This window comes from Mycobacteroides sp. LB1 (assembly GCF_013449725.1).
Lineage (GTDB): Bacteria > Actinomycetota > Actinomycetes > Mycobacteriales > Mycobacteriaceae > Mycobacterium.
In genome coordinates this window covers 249,528-265,131 of record NZ_JACCFF010000001.1, presented here as the reverse complement: position 1 = coordinate 265,131, position 15,604 = coordinate 249,528, and the positions used below count along the sequence as shown (strand labels likewise).

Annotated in this window: 16 protein-coding genes; 12 read left to right on the top strand and 4 right to left on the bottom strand. The window is 61.4% G+C overall.

What is annotated here, in order from left to right; genetic code table 11:
- Positions 1 to 340 precede the first annotated feature (340 nt).
- The 6 genes from MLB1_RS01355 to folE are packed head-to-tail and all read left to right on the top strand — an operon-like array spanning position 341 to position 6,628.
- Positions 341 to 1,780 carry a cytochrome P450 gene (locus MLB1_RS01355; protein WP_180747960.1) on the top strand — a complete coding sequence of 480 codons (1,440 nt, stop codon included), beginning with the start codon at positions 341 to 343 and terminating at the stop codon, positions 1,778 to 1,780.
- Positions 1,770 to 2,780 (top strand): polyprenyl synthetase family protein, encoded by a 1,011-nt coding sequence (locus MLB1_RS01350; RefSeq protein ID WP_371750537.1) that lies wholly within the window; start codon positions 1,770 to 1,772, stop codon positions 2,778 to 2,780. Before MLB1_RS01355 ends, MLB1_RS01350 begins: the two co-directional genes overlap by 11 nt.
- A 37-nt stretch (positions 2,781 to 2,817) precedes the next feature.
- Positions 2,818 to 3,771, top strand: coding sequence for a UbiA family prenyltransferase (locus MLB1_RS01345; RefSeq protein ID WP_180747959.1), 954 nt, complete (start codon positions 2,818 to 2,820; stop codon positions 3,769 to 3,771).
- 17 nt (positions 3,772 to 3,788) lie between these two features.
- Positions 3,789 to 5,003 carry a cytochrome P450 gene (locus tag MLB1_RS01340; protein WP_180747958.1) on the top strand — a complete coding sequence of 405 codons (1,215 nt, stop codon included), beginning with the start codon at positions 3,789 to 3,791 and terminating at the stop codon, positions 5,001 to 5,003.
- Positions 4,996 to 6,033, top strand: a complete 1,038-nt coding sequence (gene idi / locus MLB1_RS23920; RefSeq protein ID WP_219602518.1) for an isopentenyl-diphosphate Delta-isomerase — start codon at positions 4,996 to 4,998, stop codon at positions 6,031 to 6,033. Before MLB1_RS01340 ends, idi begins: the two co-directional genes overlap by 8 nt.
- A gap of 22 nt (positions 6,034 to 6,055) precedes the next feature.
- Positions 6,056 to 6,628, top strand: a complete 573-nt coding sequence (folE, locus tag MLB1_RS01330) for a GTP cyclohydrolase I (RefSeq protein ID WP_180747957.1) — start codon at positions 6,056 to 6,058, stop codon at positions 6,626 to 6,628.
- A gap of 4 nt (positions 6,629 to 6,632) precedes the next feature.
- On the opposite strand, the gene MLB1_RS01325 is transcribed toward folE, so the two are convergent.
- Together MLB1_RS01325 and MLB1_RS01320 are read right to left on the bottom strand one after the other, a co-directional pair.
- Positions 6,633 to 7,283 (bottom strand): carboxymuconolactone decarboxylase family protein, encoded by a 651-nt coding sequence (locus MLB1_RS01325; protein WP_180747956.1) that lies wholly within the window; start codon positions 7,281 to 7,283, stop codon positions 6,633 to 6,635.
- A 40-nt stretch (positions 7,284 to 7,323) separates the two neighbouring features.
- Positions 7,324 to 7,869: an amino-acid N-acetyltransferase gene (locus MLB1_RS01320; protein ID WP_219602517.1), complete on the bottom strand. Its 546-nt coding sequence runs from the start codon at positions 7,867 to 7,869 to the stop codon at positions 7,324 to 7,326.
- A gap of 42 nt (positions 7,870 to 7,911) precedes the next feature.
- Between MLB1_RS01320 and pgsA the strand changes: the two genes are divergently transcribed.
- Positions 7,912 to 8,511, top strand: a complete 600-nt coding sequence (gene pgsA / locus MLB1_RS01315; RefSeq protein WP_180747955.1) for a CDP-diacylglycerol--glycerol-3-phosphate 3-phosphatidyltransferase — start codon at positions 7,912 to 7,914, stop codon at positions 8,509 to 8,511.
- A gap of 2 nt (positions 8,512 to 8,513) precedes the next feature.
- Here the strand turns inward: pgsA and MLB1_RS01310 are convergent, their stop codons facing one another.
- Positions 8,514 to 9,785, bottom strand: coding sequence for an FAD-dependent monooxygenase (locus tag MLB1_RS01310; RefSeq protein ID WP_219602516.1), 1,272 nt, complete (start codon positions 9,783 to 9,785; stop codon positions 8,514 to 8,516).
- Between the two features lie 314 nt (positions 9,786 to 10,099).
- On the opposite strand from MLB1_RS01310, the gene pabB reads away from it, so the two are divergent.
- The 3 genes from pabB to MLB1_RS01295 are packed head-to-tail and all read left to right on the top strand — an operon-like array spanning position 10,100 to position 13,443.
- Positions 10,100 to 12,166, top strand: a complete 2,067-nt coding sequence (gene pabB / locus MLB1_RS01305; protein WP_180747954.1) for an aminodeoxychorismate synthase component I — start codon at positions 10,100 to 10,102, stop codon at positions 12,164 to 12,166.
- Positions 12,160 to 13,086, top strand: a complete 927-nt coding sequence (locus MLB1_RS01300; RefSeq protein ID WP_180747953.1) for a prephenate dehydrogenase dimerization domain-containing protein — start codon at positions 12,160 to 12,162, stop codon at positions 13,084 to 13,086. The genes pabB and MLB1_RS01300 overlap by 7 nt, the downstream gene beginning before the upstream one ends.
- A 27-nt stretch (positions 13,087 to 13,113) precedes the next feature.
- A complete protein-coding gene (locus tag MLB1_RS01295; RefSeq protein ID WP_180747952.1) occupies positions 13,114 to 13,443 on the top strand; it encodes a chorismate mutase family protein in 330 nt (109 codons plus the stop codon).
- 17 nt (positions 13,444 to 13,460) lie between these two features.
- On the opposite strand, the gene MLB1_RS01290 is transcribed toward MLB1_RS01295, so the two are convergent.
- Positions 13,461 to 13,949 (bottom strand): nitroreductase family deazaflavin-dependent oxidoreductase, encoded by a 489-nt coding sequence (locus MLB1_RS01290; protein ID WP_180747951.1) that lies wholly within the window; start codon positions 13,947 to 13,949, stop codon positions 13,461 to 13,463.
- Between the two features lie 289 nt (positions 13,950 to 14,238).
- Here MLB1_RS01290 and MLB1_RS01285 point away from each other — a divergent pair, with 289 nt between their 5' ends.
- Both MLB1_RS01285 and pspA read left to right on the top strand, forming a co-directional pair.
- Positions 14,239 to 14,589, top strand: coding sequence for a helix-turn-helix transcriptional regulator (locus tag MLB1_RS01285; protein ID WP_180747950.1), 351 nt, complete (start codon positions 14,239 to 14,241; stop codon positions 14,587 to 14,589).
- A gap of 123 nt (positions 14,590 to 14,712) precedes the next feature.
- Positions 14,713 to 15,519 (top strand): phage shock protein PspA, encoded by an 807-nt coding sequence (pspA, locus tag MLB1_RS01280; RefSeq protein ID WP_180747949.1) that lies wholly within the window; start codon positions 14,713 to 14,715, stop codon positions 15,517 to 15,519.
- Positions 15,520 to 15,604: the final 85 nt, after the last annotated feature.

Here is a 15,604-nt window from a genome sequence, read left to right as displayed (position 1 = left end):
ACAATTTCTGGCCAATGAGCCACCCCGGTCACTCGAAGGGAAACGGAACTAATCGGCCGGCGACTCCGTGATGGGAAGTCTGTCATTTGTGCAGGTAAATAGGCATGAGTAAAGATTTGTACTATTGCGCTGCCGAGTTAATGAGACGATCACTGCGCTTGTAGTCTTGATGAATACTCTTGTCAAGACTAAGGCGAAGTGACGATTGACACAGCGTTCAGCAAATAACCTTCCCTTGGATATCCGCCGGTGTTGTGACAGTGTTCCTCCCCAAGCGGCGTGTGACTTAGGTCGCACGGATGTACAGATGTGGTTCTCGCCATAGCGGAAGGCTGCTTGCATGAGGCTCTCGAGATCGCGTACGGATAAACCTTCAGCTAATGCTGCCGATGGCGGATCGTCGGGTAGTTCTCTCGCGCCGCTGGCTCCCGGAACCCCATTGTTGGGGAGCATCCTTGCGTTCCGTCGGGACATTCTCGAAGCGACCCGGATCGGTTGGGAACGCCATGGAGGAGTGGTCCGCTACCGTCTGGGCCCCTTGCAGGTCTATTGCGTCTCGGACTACCAACTTGCCGCCGAAGTGCTTGCAAACACGGCCGTGTACGGCAAGCTCGGCAACACCAGCCCATTGCGTCTGGTGCTCGGGCAGGGGTTGCTGACGACCGCCGACCATGATCACTGGAAACGCAATCGACGGATGATGCAGCCCCTTTACTCGCGGCCCAGTATCGCGGGGATGTACTCGACGATGGTTGAGTGCGCGGAGGCCATGCTTGCCGATCTGGCGGAGGTCTCCCGGAGCGGCGCTGTCGTGGACATCCATCCGGTCATCATCCGGGCGACCCTGGATATTGTGTCGCGCTGCATGTTTGGCATGAAGGCGGCCGATGCGGAAATCATCGTCACACCGGAATCGGTCGAGGAGATCCTGACGTACGCATTCAACCGGCAGCAGAATCCTTTCAGTCCCCCATTGGTTGTGCCCACTCCGGCCAACCGGCGGTTTCGGGCGCTTATGGGTTCTTTCGACGATTTCGTGTACGGGCTGATTCGGTCGCGGCGGGAATGCCCTGGCACTGGAGGGGACCTACTTGACATGCTCCTCAGTGCGCAGGATGCGGAAACCGGTGAGGGGCTCAGCGACACCGAAATCCGGGACGAGGTGATCACGACCTTCGCCGCGGGCCACGAAACGATGGCACAAACCCTCACCTGGGCGCTATACCTGCTCTCGCAGAACGACAGTGCGCGCGAAGTGCTGGAGGCGGAAGTGGATAGCGTGCTGGGTGGCCGTCTACCCACGCTGGATGACCTGGCGCACCTGCCCTACGCACAGCAGGTAGTGAGCGAGGCGTTGCGGCTGTATCCTTCTGCGCCAATCCTGCCGAGGTTGGTCAGTGAAGACACCGTGCTCGGGGGCTATCGGATACCTAAGGGTGCGCGGCTGCTTATCAGCGTCTTCAACATCGGGCGTGATCCCGAGCAGTGGCGCGACCCTGGGCAGTTCGACCCTGCTCGTTTCATTGGAGACAAACCGGCTGGGGTTCATCACCGTGCGTACGCGCCGTTTGGCGGTGGCCCGCATGTCTGTATTGGCAAGCATTTCGCATTGATGGAAGGCCAGCTGGTGCTGGCTGCGCTGATTCAGAACTACCGATTCGAGCATGACCCCGGGCACCGAGTGGAGATGTTATCGAAGATAACGCTCCGCCCCAAACATGGTATGCGCCTGGCGATATCCCCGAGAAGGTCGTTGAAGGGAGTCATCCGTGTCGGTTAGCGGCGGCGTCTTGGTGGGCGGGATTGATCTGGGTGATCCGGTGCTTACGCAGATTGCGCGGCAAGGGCTCCAGGATGTTGAGCAGCGGTTCGCCATTGAGCTAGCCGACTACGACGAGCGTGTCCTGGACGCGGTGTCGCATCTCTCGCGGGCCGGCGGGAAGCGTTTCCGCTCGCTGTTCACGCTATTGGCGGCGCAGTTCGGGCCCCGTGCCGACGATCCTCAGGTGGTGCTCGCGGCGGCGATGATCGAGATCGCTCATTTGGCAACGCTCTATCACGATGATGTGATGGATGGTGCGCTGGTGCGCCGCGGGGTGCGTTCCGCGAATGTGATGTGGGACAACAAAATCGCCGTTCTCGCGGGCGACTATCTGATTGGCCGTGTACTGCGGATCGCGGCCGCATTGGGGGAGCAGGCGATGGACATCATCGGTGTGACGTTCACGGAGCTGGTGGCCGGGCAGATGCAGGAGACGATGGGGGCTTCTGCGGAGACCGATCCAGAGGCTCATTACTGGATCACCATTCGGCGCAAGACAAGCGTGCTCATTGCGGCGGCAGGTCAGTTGGGGGCGCAGCTTGCAGGTGCTCGTAAGGAACATGTCGACTGTCTGTACCGATTTGGCGATCTGCTCGGAACGATGTTTCAGATCTCCGACGACATCATCGACGTCTCTTCTGATTTCGAGCAGTCAGGGAAAGCCATCGGTACTGACTTACGGGAGGGGATTGTCACCCTGCCCATGCTCTATGCCATGCGTGATGACGGCCCTGCCGGCCGCCGGCTGCGTGAGTTACTCCACGGGCCGATCGACGACCCGCGTCTCGTCGACGAGGCACTGTCTCTTATCAACGAGGCGCAAGGAGTGAAACTCGCTGCACAAAAGCTTGTTGAACTGGGCGGCCAGGCGCAGAGCGACCTGTTGCAGCTTCCGGAAAATCCTGCACGCCAGGCATTTTCGAATCTCATTCAGTATATGGCGACTCGTGTTGCATAGCCGTACCGGATGCCCACCCCAGGAAAGTGATCGCATAATGGTTCAACTCGTCCACGAAGAGACGCCAACATCATGGCGGATACGTATGCGGTACTCCGTGCACATCCGTCGTACAGAGTTCCTCTCCAGCACCGTGGCAACCATTCTGGTTGCCGGGTTTCTCAGCGCACATTCGTGGACGGACCTAGTGTCCCTGCCATTCTTGGCCGCTGCGGTGCTGGTCATTCAGGGCGAACAGATATGCAATATGGTGAACTGCCTGGCCGACCGTGAGCAAGACCTCGCGCACAAGTCGCGGCAGGCCACTGCGGTGTTCGGTTTAGGTGAAACGCGTGTACGGCGTGAGATCAACGCCACCATTGTGCTCTGCGTAGTGCTCGGGATGTACCTGATGTTCACCACCCGGCACTGGGATCTGGTTGGTATTGGCTTGGTGGCATTGTTCTTTGGAACCCAGTACTCGTTGCCGCCACTACGGCTGAAAGGCCGGGGGATCTGGCAGATTCCCGTGCTGAACATCACTCTCACGATCGTGCCTGGGCTGATCGTCATTCGCTCATTGCCGTATCCGATCGAATGGTTCACGCTCGTGGCGATTTTCGGAATGGGTCTGACTCTCAACGGCGTGATGGTGGCCAAAACAGCCGAGGACATCCCCGAGGACGAGCAGTTTGGTGTGCTCACTTCGGTTCGCGCTCTTGGTCTTACACGTGCGTTCGTGCTGGGAACCGTTCTGGTGGGGCTTGGCGCCGGACTGGTCACGTGGGCAGTGCTCGAGCTTGGCGGATTCTCGTGGGCGCTGCTGCCGTATGGACTCGGTGTTGGTATCGCATTGGCGGTCAACGCCAGCATCTTGCGCCGCGTGATCGGCAAGCCCGTCGCCGACGGTGTCGACGTGGTGCGCTCATACACGAAGTATCTGCCTTACTACGCGCCAATCCTGGCCTGGTCGACCGTGGTACCCGCCGTCTACGTCCTCATCAGCAGATAGTTACGCAGGAGAACGCCATGCTTTCAGCACCTTCGGTGCCTTTTCTCGATCTCTTGAGTCGGGACTTCGATCTCGCCTCGGATGAGGTTGATCGGGCCCGCGAGCAGTATTGGTTCGCGCAGAGTCCACAGGGCCCGGTCGTTCTGCGCTATGAAGAGTGCGCGGAGCTTCTCAAAGATCCCCGCCTCGGTCTAGACGGTCGCCGGTTCCTGCGTATGAACGGGGTCACGTCAGGTCCGATGTACGACTGGTGGATCACTACGGTGCGCAACACCCCACAGGAAGACCACCTGCGCCTACGGTCCGTGGCCGCTCCGGGCCTGAGCCCCAAGCGAGTTGAGGCGCTGCGCCCAGCGTTGCGGACATTGGCACAGAACCTGGCTCAAGATATGCCGGCCGACGAAATCGTCGACTTCGCGGAGCGATTCGGATCCCCCTATGCCAGCGGGGCAATCGCGCGCTTGCTGGGTGTTCCGGATGGCGATCATGAGATGTTCCGATTGGTGTCGAAGGACGCCGGTCTGGTGTTCGTATGGAGTGACCTGCCTGCGGTGTTGCCGATCATTGATCAGGGTATCGAGCAGCTCAAGAAGTACGTCCATGGTCTCTTTGAGTTTCGGCTGCGAGAGCCTGGCGAGGATTTCGTATCTTTCCTTGCCGCAGAGGTTTCCGGAACGGCCCTGCTGAGCAGGGCAGAAGCAGAGGGGCTTGTCCTGGATATCGCCTGGGCCAGTCAGGAATCGGTGGCTCGTCAGCTGGGCCGGGCGCTGATCGCATTTCACCGCCACCCGCGGCAGTGGGAGTTGGTTCATCGAAACCCGGAGCTGATAGGCCAGGCGGTCGACGAGGTGTTGCGTTTCGCGCCGCAGATCCGTGCGATCTTCCGCTTCGCCACCGAGCGGATCGACTACCGTGACCTCACCCTCGAGCCGGGCCAGTTCGTGATGTTCTGCCCGCCGAGCGCAACCCGAGATCCGAGAGCGTATGACGGTGCGGGCACTTTCGACATTCTCGCCAAACACCAGAAGCGCCAACTGATTTTCGGCGGGGGGATCTTCCGCTGCCTCGGTTCTGGCTTGGCCCGAATCGAATTGGAAGAAGCATTGCTGGCATTGATACAACGATTCACCTGCCCAGTTCTGCCCGACCCGGCCACGTGGCGTGCGGCTCTGCCGATGGTCAACGTGCGCGACGCATTGCCGATTCGATGGGAACGGCGCAGCCATGACTGACGACGTGGTCCTCCTGGATGAGACCGGGCGCGCGTGCGGCATCGCACCCAAGGCCACCGTGCATGACGACAACACTCCACTGCACCTTGCCTTTTCCTGCTACCTGTTCGATCCGTCATATCGGTTCGTGCTCCTTACTCAGCGTGCCTGGAGTAAGCCGACCTGGCCGGGTATCTGGTCGAATAGCTGCTGCGGACATCCACCTCCGGGCGCGGATGTTTCCGAAGCGATCATCGAACGCGTGCATTACGAGCTCGGTGTCCAGATGTCACCACCGCAACTGGTGCTGCCAGACTTTCGCTATCGGGCGGCCATGGAGAACGGTGTCGTTGAGAACGAAGTCTGTCCGGTCTATGTGGGCACGATTGCTGAGGTCCCGATTCCGAACCCGGACGAGGTGGCGGGTTACCGGTGGCTACCGTGGACGCAGTTGTGCGATGAAGTGCTCACCGATGCCCGTTCGGTGTCGCCATGGTGCAAGTTGCAGGTAGCGAAGCTTGTGCAGATGCGCGAATTGCATTCGAGTTCAAGGGAGTTCGGGTTGTTCCCGACCAGTGGCCGGACAGCGACACGGACAGTGACGGTGAGGCACAATTTCGAGACCGCGCATCGGCTGCCCATCCTTGGTGGAAAGTGCGTGAACCTGCACGGGCATTCATGGTGGGCCGAGATCACGGTGGCCGGGGCATTGAACGAGCAAGGGATCCTCGTCGACTTCGGGATACTCAAGGCACGGCTGAGAGACTGGATCGACGCCAATCTCGATCACGGCGCGATGCTCGGACACGCGGATTCGCTTGTGCCGGCTCTAGAGGCAGAGCGATCGAAGCTTTTCCGATTCGGCCTCGATGCACCTTCCCACGGTTTGGAGTGGCCCACGGTGGAGAACGTTTCCGAACTGCTGGCCCGGGTCACCGCCGGATTCATTGCCGAGGCCGGTTGGCCCAATGTCACAGTGCACCGCGTCAAGGTGACCGAAACACATGTCAATGCAGCGGAATTGACCGAATGGCCGTCGTTGAGCGCATGAATAGAGGAAGGAGCACACTTCGATGATCGATGTGGAGAAGGTGAAATCCGCTGTTACCGATCTACTGCTGGCAACCGGAGTCGGTGACGACGAGCACACGGAGGACACTCCGGGGCGCGTGGCCAGGGCGTGGGCGGAATCGCTTGCCGGATACGACGAGGACCCCGCCGTCCACCTGCGCCGGCGCTTCCCGGCGCCGAGCGATCCCGGTCTGGTGATCGTGGCTGGGATACGGCTCGTGTCCACGTGCGCACATCATCTGCTGCCCATCACCGGGGTTGCGACGGTTGCCTACCGGCCCGGTACAGGTAGCGAGGTTGTCGGCCTCTCGAAGCTGGCCCGGGTGGTGCACGGTTATGCGCGGCGCCTACAGGTGCAGGAGCGTATCGGATACCAGGTGACAACCGCGGTGCAAGAAGAACTTTCACCGGTGGGTGCCGCCTGTTTCATCACCGCAGCCCATGGCTGCATGGAGGTTCGAGGAGTCAAGGAGGCAGGCAGCGTGACAACAACGCACGCGATGGCGGGCCAGTGGGTGCCCGGCCATCCAGACGTTGCGGCAGTGCTCGCGGAGCACGCACAGATAAGGCGCTGAGCTACTACTCGTCCCGTCGTAGCGCGATGGCGTCGCCGACGTCGAACGACGTGAATCCCTCGGGCGCGGCGATCTCCACTATCGGTTCGTCGCGGTCATCCCACTCCAAACGCAACGCGGTGCTCATCACCGCATGCATCTCGTACATGGCGGTGATGTAGGTGAGCTCCAGGATCTCCTCATCAGAGAGATGGGCCTGCAGCGCGGCGAACACCCCGTCGGGTACGCGGCCGCCGTCCAACACCAGACAGTCGGTGTAGGCAAGGACGGCCCGCTGTACCGGTGTGAAACAGTCGGCCGTGCCCCAGGAGGGGATGGCGGCGATCATCTCCTCGGTCATGCCAACGATGCGGCACGACTTGCAGTGCTGGGAGAAGACGAACTGGCTGCGGCGAGCCCAACCGGCCCGAGTCTGGCCGAGTTCACGCAGTACCGGGTCCAGTGTGCGATCGGCACTGCGGTAGAACGCGAAACCCTGGACCGCGTGTTTCAGAGCATCGGGCACGAGAGCGAAAACCGACCACCAGTCACCCGGTGTGCCCGTGGTTGTTCCCGGTTCGGTGACGGGGTCGCGGTCGCCGAAGATCTGGTCATACATGCGATGTACGAGTTGATCGTTGGTGTCGGCACGGGAAACTTGGCGCAGTCTTGGCATGCCTCGATCATGGACGACACCTGCCCTCTTGTGAGGGGAATCAAAGGTGGACGAGCATCCGGGTGTTACCCAGGGTGTTCGGCTTCACGTAGCTCAGGTCGAGGAACTCGGCCACGCCGGTGTCGTAGGAGCGGCACATTTCCTCGTACACCTCGGCTGTCACCGGGGTGCCGTCGATCTCGCTGAACCCGTGCTTGGTGAAGAAGTCGACCTCGAATGTCAGCACGAACACCCTTTGGAGTTCGAGCTCCCTGGCCACCTCGAGCAGGCGGCTGACAAGCACATGCCCGACACCGGCCCCCTTGAGCCGGGGGTGCACCGCGATGGTGCGTACCTCGCCGAGGTCGGACCACAGCACGTGCAAGGCGCCACAGCCCACGATCTCCCCGTCGACCTCGGCAACCCAGAACTCCTGGACGGCCTCGTAGAGCGTCACCAGGTTCTTCTCCAGCAGGATGCGCCCGGCGTAGACGTCGACGAGCGCCTTGACGGCGGGTACATCGGAGGTACGGGCACGACGAACGGTCACCGCAGGGGCGGTGTGCCCCGGATTCCCTGAGATGCCGGATGTACCTTCAGCGCTCATGCGTGAACAGTAGCCAGCTCTAGAACAGATAGGGTGATTGACGTGCCGATGCCACCGGAAACCCAGCCTGATTCCGAGGCATCTGCTGCGCCCGTGCCGCTGCTGAACATTGCCAACATCCTGACGATGCTGCGCATCGTGCTGGTGCCGGTGTTCATCGTTGTCCTCTTCACCGAGGGAGGGCACCAAACTTCCTGGCGCATTGCCGCTTTCGGGGTGTTCGCGGTGGCCATCGCCACGGACCGATATGACGGAGTGCTGGCCCGCCGCTACGGCCTGGTCACCCCATTCGGCCAGCTTGCAGACCCGATCGCCGATAAGGCGCTCATCGGTGCGGCGCTGGTGGGCCTGAGCGTGCTCGGAGATCTCGCGTGGTGGGTTACCGCGGTCATCCTGGTGCGAGAGGTCGGGATCACGGTGCTGCGCTTCTCGGTGCTGCGCCACGGCGTAATCCCCGCAAACCGCGGCGGCAAGCTCAAGACGATGGTGCAGTCGTTGGCGATTGCCGGCTATCTGTTGCCGTTGACCGGGTACTGGCATACCGCCGCCGTGGTGCTGATGGGTCTGGCGGTGGCGCTCACCCTCATCACCGGCATCGACTATTTGGTGCAAGCGCTGCGTCCGCGGGTGAAACCCGCCTGAGCTCAGCGGTATGCGCCGATGTCTTGATCCTTGAGGCGTGCGGTCTTGCTGCGACGGGTCAGGAGCGTGAGCAGCGTTCGGGTCAAAGGCGTCTGGGTGAGCCGCGCCAGTACGCGACGCATGACCAATTCCGTGCGGTTCTCGGGTGTGAAGAAGAAACGTTGCTTGAGTCCAAAGCGTTGGTAGGCGTCGATGAATGGCCGCAGGGTGCGTTCCCACTCGACAAACGCCGTGTTCAGGTCGGTGGGGTAGCGGTCAAGCATGGTTCCCAGCAGGTCCGGTCCGGCCAGCGCCGATGACACCCCGAGCCCGGAATACATCGTTTCGCACCAAGCCGCGTCACCGACAAGCACCACGCGATCGTGGTGCCAGCGGTCCATGTGGACCTGCTGCACGGAGTCGAAGAGGTACTGATCGGCGGCGTCAAATGCATCAAGCACTTCCGTGAGTAACCGGCCGTAGGGACGCGATCCGAACACCTTGCGCAGCCGTACTGCCGGAGGTTCGGTGAACTCCGCATCGACGTCATCGGTCAGATACGAGAGCTGCGCTGTCGGCATGCGGTCGCGCATGGGATAGACGATGAGCGAGCGCCCCGATTCGACCAACCACGCGCCATCATCGGTCGCCAAATCGGTGAGCTTCTGCGGCATCTCGAATGTCGCGACAATATGGTTGAGGGGCCGCAGGTATTTCTCATCAGGCCCGAATGCGAGTTCTCGTACCGTGGATCGCAATCCGTCGGCGCCCACAACCAGGTCGAAATCCTCCGTATAGACGGCGGCATCGGCTGAATCAGCACAGTTGGACAGCGTGACCGACACACCACCCGCGTGCTGGTCGATTTTCATGGGAATGGTGGAGTAGCGGATCTCCACGTCCTCGGGAAGCGCCTGAAACGCCGCGGCTTCCACGTCGCCACGTAGCACCATCCAGGCTTTACCGGGGAGGTCGGCGAAGTTACCGCCGACACGACGGCTGCCCTTCCGACCGTATTCGTAGGAGATTCCCGTTGGGCGCCGGTCATGCAAGTACGGACTGATCCCGAGTCTTTTTGCGGCCCACTGGCCCGAGCCGAAGACGATGACGAAATTGCCCCCGGTGCGACGTACCGGTGCGCGTTCCACGATGACCGGCGTCCACCCGATCTGATGCAGGCGAATCGCCGCGGCCATACCGCTGATTCCCAGCCCGACGATGAGCACGCGTCGACTGTTTCCCCGGGTTTCAATCATCGGACCCTCGCCAGAATGCGCGTTGGGTCTGGCTGCCATGGTTAATTCCTACCGGGGTGATGTTCGAATGCGGGAGCGAAGGCGCAGTATGGCGTGGTTTCCACCGCATGGTGCATCATGCCTCACCTTTGCCCATCCGGTCCAGCGATTAGGCAGCCGGATTCGCGCAATTTAGTGCGCCGTGGCTGATGCGAATGTCTACCGGTCCGGATTGCTGTGCGGTAGCGTGCATGAACCGATTCGACAGCGTTAATAAAATTGACATACGGGAGTGGCCAAATTACGGGTCAAGTAAAAACTGTCTCCAATCCCTGGAGCGGATCCGGCCGTTGCCAACCTTTGGGGTTCGGCACATGAAAATGCTGCTCATCGATAACTATGACTCATTCACCTACAACCTGTATCAACTCATCGGCGAAGTATGTGGTCGGCCGCCGACGGTGGTGCGCAATGACGTGCAGTGGTCGCAACTAATGCTCGACGAGTACGACGCCGTTGTGATATCGCCGGGGCCCGGGCGGCCCGACCGCGCACGTGACTTCGGCATCAGCGCCCGTGTGATTGTCGAAAGCGGGCTTCCCGCTTTGGGGGTGTGTCTTGGGCATCAAGGTATCGCGCACATGTTCGGCGGGTCGGTTCGTCATGCCCCGGAGCCGATGCACGGACGCGCTTCAAAATTGCGGCACAATGGAGTTGACCTGTTTAAGGGTGTTCCGTCGCCGATGTCGGTGATTCGGTATCACTCGTTGATCGTCGAGGAGACGCCCAGGGATCTCGAGGAGATCGCATGGACCGATGACGGCTTGGTGATGGCCGTCCGGCACCGCACTGCGCCGATCTGGGGAGTGCAGTTTCACCCCGAATCCATCGGGACCGAGTTCGGCGCCGAGCTTATGAGTAACTTCCGAGATCTGGCCCTGACGTCGACACGGCGGCGCCGGTTTCAGCTACCCATGCAGAGTTCCGCCGTGGTGAAATCGCGGGTTCTCGCGAATTTCCCCGCGGCGGCCGCCATATATCAAGAATGCTTTGCGGAATCGTCGATGTCATTCTGGTTGGACAGTAGCGCGGTTATCGACGGTGTGTCCCGCTATTCGATCCTGGGAAGCGGTGGCGGGCCGCTGGCCGAGTTTGTTTCCTACCGTGTGTCCGAACAAAAGGTTCGGGTGGTGTTACCCGACGGCCGAGAGGAAATGGTCGACGGATCTATTTTCGACTACCTCGACCGTGAGTTGCGGGCTCGATTCGTCGAAAAGCCTGACGATCTGCCTTTCAACTTCAATCTGGGGTACGTCGGCTTTCTCGGCTACGAGCTGAAGGCCGACCTCTTCGGGGCGAACGCGCACACATCCCCGACGGTAGATGCGGCAATGCTCTTCGTCGACCGAGCGGTGGTCATGGATCACGAGCAGCGCAACTGCCATCTGCTTGCCCTGGTCGCTTCCGATGAGGATCCCACCGCCGACCTCTGGATGGACTCGGTCACCCGACAGATCGAGTCACTGACGGAGTGCGAGTCTGCGTCGAGGGAGCCGAGCACATTGGCACCCGTGCCCGTTGTGTTCGAGCGGCATGGTCTGCTGCATCCCCGGCACAGCAAGAGTGCGTATCTGGAGAGAATCGAGAAATCCCTGCACGAGATACGCGACGGGGAGGCCTATCAGATCTGCTTGACCAACGAGGTCGAGGTCGATGCGGAAATCGACGTGCCGGCCACCTATCTGCAACTTCGCGAGGTCAGCCCGGTGCCCTACGGGGCGCTGCTGCAGTTCCCCGGGGTGTCTGTGCTCAGCGGATCCCCCGAGCGATTCCTGACGATCGGTTCAGATCGCGTCGTCGAGTCCAAGCCGATAAAGGGAACCCGGCCGCGGGGACTGACCGAAGTAGAGGACGAGCACCTGAGGTTGGAGCTCATGCACAGCGAGAAGGACCGTGCTGAGAACCTCATGATCGTCGACCTACTGCGCAATGATCTCAACGCGGTCTGTGACGTGGGCTCTGTGCACGTGCCGGACATGATGTACGTCGAATCCTATTCCTCTGTCCATCAACTGATCTCGACCATCAGGGGGACGTTGCGCGACGAGGTGAGTGCCGTCGATTGCGTGCGGGCTGCCTTTCCGGGCGGATCCATGACAGGTGCTCCCAAAGTTCGTGCCATGGAGTTGATCGACAAACTCGAAGACGGACCGCGGGGTGTGTATTCGGGAGCCCTCGGCTGGTTTTCACTCTGCGGCGCAGCAGATCTCAGCATTGTCATCAGGGCGCTGGTTGTCACGGACCGCGCGGCGACGTTCGGAGTGGGCGGGGCCATTGTGGCGTTATCGGATCCGCAGCGTGAGTACGAAGAAACCGTGGTGAAGTCCCGTCCCATTCTCACCGCGCTTGCCGGTGCCGAGACGGGCGAGCCGCGGTGCTGAATCCCCTTGACAACGTGATCGTCGTCGGGGGTGCCGGTGCCGTCGGGGCACTGTTCGCCAACCTGTTCGCGGTGGGCGGACTGGAGACGACGGTGGTTGACCTGCCGGGCACAGCGATTGGCGAATCAGGGAGCTCACATCGTGTGGTCGAAGGAGACATTTTGCAGTCCGGGCAGCGGCTGCGCGCGGCCCTCACCGATGCGGATCTGGTGCTGCTGGCCGTGCCGGAGAACGTTGTATGCGCGGCCCTTCCCGTCATCGCGTCGCTGGTGAAGCCCGGTGCGCTGCTTGCCGACACGCTCTCGGTGAAGGCCACCATCACCACGACCTGGGCATCGGTAGACGCCGATGTCGAGGCGATGAGCCTGAACCCGATGTTCGCGCCGTCACTGGGGGCACAGGGGCGCCCGGTGGCCGCGGTAGTGCTGCGCGACGGGCCGAAAGGGAAGGCGCTCGTGGAGGTCATCGAGGACGGCGGATTCCCCGTTGTTCTCATGGGGCCGGACGAACATGACGCGATCACCGCGAGCGTGCAAGCCTTGACGCACTCGGCCATCCTTAGTTTTGGAACAGCGCTGCTGCAAAGCGGTGTCGATATCCAACAATTGGTGCGGGTGGCGCCGCCTCCCTTTCAGGCGCTGCTTGCATTGTTGGCACGTGTCTCCGGCGGAACCCCCGAGGTCTATTGGGATATCCAGCATGCGAATCCTCATGCGCCGGGGGCTCGCGAGGCGTTGTCGACGGGGTTGCACAGGCTGAATGGGGCTCTCGCGCAGGGCGAGTCGAATTTCGGTGCGCTGTTCGCCGAGATCAACGATTTTCTGGGGCCCACCGCGTGTGGACTCCGCAACCAAGGTCAGGACATGCTCGAGGCGCTGCCCGCGTCCTGGCCAAATCCATTGGGCCAGAAGTCTTCGTAAGCGCAAAGTTCGACAGAAAGGAATGGCATGACAGCACAGCTGACTCCACACAGTGGTGGTGATGCACCTGTTGCGCTGCAAGCGCTACGCAATGAGCTCGACACGATCGATGAGCAATTCCTGGATGCGCTCCGTCGGAGAATCGAAACGTGCGTACGGATCGGTCAGTACAAAGCGGAGACTGGAGTGGCAGTGATGCAGCCGCAACGGATCGCGTTCGTCAAAGAGCGCGCAGCCCGGTACGGAGAGCAGCACGGTATCGATCAGAATTTTCTCGACAGGCTCTACGACCTGATCATCGGGGAGACGTGCCGGGTGGAGTCCGTGGTGGTGGGGCTGCCGAGACGGGTTCCATAGATTTGGCGGGTGGCGCGTCATTCTCTGGTTGGTTGAACCTGTGTTTCGGCAGTGAGTTCGAAGAGGCTGATGCGCCGTTCTGTCTTGAGCTGGTATTCGGCGAAGACAGGCGCCAGCTGGACCAGATGTGCCCAGACCCGGATGTGTTCGTCGGGGGTGAGCTCGCGGGCGATTACGTTGACGGTGCGGGTCTTGATCTCGACCGTTGCCTTCGGGTTCGCGCGCAGGTTGTAGACCCATGCGGGATGACTGCGGTTGCCCCAAAACGAGCCGACAAGGTACCAGTGGCCCTCCCAGTCCAGGTAAAACAACGGGCTGACTCTTGGTTCACCGCTCTTGGCACCCACCGTATGCAGCAACAGGAAGCGGTCCGCTCCGGCGTATAGGCCGTCGGTGACTTTTCCGTCGTTGGCTCGCAGCTGCGCCACGATGTCGGCATTGAATGCTTCCAGCTCCGACCGTCCTGCGAACTGGATCTTGCCATGCCCGAGTGTCCTGTCACTCATAAAGAACTCCTTCATATCCAGCTGGTGACTGGCTGTGCCCGGATCGGTAGTCATCCTTGATGACAGCGTATTCAGCATGCGTGGTGCGGATGTGTTCATTGTTGGTTACCAGGGATCCTTCACGTGACCGCTGGCTTCGATTCCGTCAGCTCCTGACGTGCAGGTGCGTAACTACCAATCAGCCCAAACCTCCGGGAACCTCCGGCTGCGGGACAGCGTTGAGTAGGTCAGACTCAACTACTACGCAGTACGGACGCGGACGGTCCCGCTGCCGGAAAAGGAGATAGACATGGCGCTGTTGCTTCGAGACGCCATCGGCGACACCCTGCGGCGTGCTCGCTCCGGGCAGGGCAAGACGTTGCGTGAAGTGTCCGACACGGCACGCGTCAGCTTGGGATACCTGTCCGAGGTGGAACGCGGCCGCAAGGAAGCCTCCAGCGAGCTGCTGGCCGCGATCTGCGGTGCGCTCGAGCTCCCGCTTTCGGAGGTGTTATCCGAGGTCAGCGTCAGACTGGCGCGTCGTGAGGCCCCCGATGCAGCTCCGCAGGCCGCGTCGGCGTCAACGGCCGGCTCACTCAGCGGGATCGATGTCGTAACCAAGGTCGTCATCCCGCAGGTTCGCGCAATGGCGGCCGCCTAACTACTGTGGCGATCGCGTTGTTTTGCGCCCGGTAGGGGGTGTGGGGATCGACGTGCAACAGATAAGTTGGACCCCACGCACCACCTAGACATCGACGATTGCGACAGAAGGCGGATCGATCCCATGGCTAACCCGTTCGTCAAGGCGTGGAAGTACCTGATGGCGCTGTTCAACGCGAAGATCGACGAGAACGCAGACCCGAAGGTGCAGATTCAGCAGGCCATCGAGGAGGCCCAGCGGAATCATCAAGCGCTCTCACAGCAGGCCGCCTCGGTCATCGGGAATCAGCGTCAGCTGGAGATGCGACTCAACCGTCAGCTCGCCGATGTTGAGAAGCTCCAGGTCAACGTTCGTCAGGCCCTCAACCTCGCCGATCAAGCCACCGGTGGGGGTGATGGCACGAAGGCCACCGAATACAACAACGCCGCCGAGGCTTTCGCCGCCCAGCTGGTCACCGCCGAGCAGAGCGTCGAGGACCTCAAGTCGCTGCACGACCAGGCGCTCGCCGCCGCAGCCCAGGCCAAGAAGGCTGTCGAGCAGAACGCGATGATGCTGCAGCAGCGCATCGCCGAGCGCACCAAGCTGCTGAGCCAGCTGGAGCAGGCGAAGATGCAGGAGCAGGTGTCCGCCTCGCTGCGCTCGATGAGCGAGCTGGCCGCCCCCGGTAACACCCCGAGCCTGGACGAGGTACGCGAGAAAATCGAGCGCCGTTATGCCAATGCTCTGGGCTCGGCGGAGCTGGCGCAGGGCTCGGTACAGGGCCGCATGATCGAGGTGCAGCAGGCCAGTGTGCAGATGGCCGGGCATTCGCGTCTGGAGCAGATCCGCGCTTCCATGAAGGGTGAGGCGCTGCCCACCGGCGACTCGGCCATCTCGGCGCCCGCGGCGGCCGAGACGGCCAAACCGGCCAATCCGCTGGGCCAGCAGTAACTTCCTGTCTTCCCAAATCCGCCGAGTGAGCGCCCGCGCCCACTCGGCGGATTTGTTGTGCTGACATGCACACTCGGCGGCGGCG

Bases quoted from the DNA above. Each gene is read 5' to 3' on its own strand.
- MLB1_RS01345 (WP_180747959.1), top strand. From the start codon at position 2,818: ATGGTTCAACTCGTCCACGAAGAGACGCCAACATCATGGCGGATACGT.
- MLB1_RS01285 (WP_180747950.1), top strand. From the start codon at position 14,239: ATGGCGCTGTTGCTTCGAGACGCCATCGGCGACACCCTGCGGCGTGCT.
- MLB1_RS01310 (WP_219602516.1), bottom strand. From the start codon at position 9,785: ATGGCAGCCAGACCCAACGCGCATTCTGGCGAGGGTCCGATGATTGAA.
- MLB1_RS01340 (WP_180747958.1), top strand. From the start codon at position 3,789: ATGCTTTCAGCACCTTCGGTGCCTTTTCTCGATCTCTTGAGTCGGGAC.
- folE (WP_180747957.1), top strand. From the start codon at position 6,056: ATGATCGATGTGGAGAAGGTGAAATCCGCTGTTACCGATCTACTGCTG.
- MLB1_RS01355 (WP_180747960.1), top strand. From the start codon at position 341: ATGAGGCTCTCGAGATCGCGTACGGATAAACCTTCAGCTAATGCTGCC.
- pabB (WP_180747954.1), top strand. From the start codon at position 10,100: ATGAAAATGCTGCTCATCGATAACTATGACTCATTCACCTACAACCTG.
- MLB1_RS01325 (WP_180747956.1), bottom strand. From the start codon at position 7,283: ATGCCAAGACTGCGCCAAGTTTCCCGTGCCGACACCAACGATCAACTC.
- MLB1_RS01290 (WP_180747951.1), bottom strand. From the start codon at position 13,949: ATGAGTGACAGGACACTCGGGCATGGCAAGATCCAGTTCGCAGGACGG.
- pspA (WP_180747949.1), top strand. From the start codon at position 14,713: ATGGCTAACCCGTTCGTCAAGGCGTGGAAGTACCTGATGGCGCTGTTC.
- idi (WP_219602518.1), top strand. From the start codon at position 4,996: ATGACTGACGACGTGGTCCTCCTGGATGAGACCGGGCGCGCGTGCGGC.
- MLB1_RS01295 (WP_180747952.1), top strand. From the start codon at position 13,114: ATGACAGCACAGCTGACTCCACACAGTGGTGGTGATGCACCTGTTGCG.
- MLB1_RS01320 (WP_219602517.1), bottom strand. From the start codon at position 7,869: ATGAGCGCTGAAGGTACATCCGGCATCTCAGGGAATCCGGGGCACACC.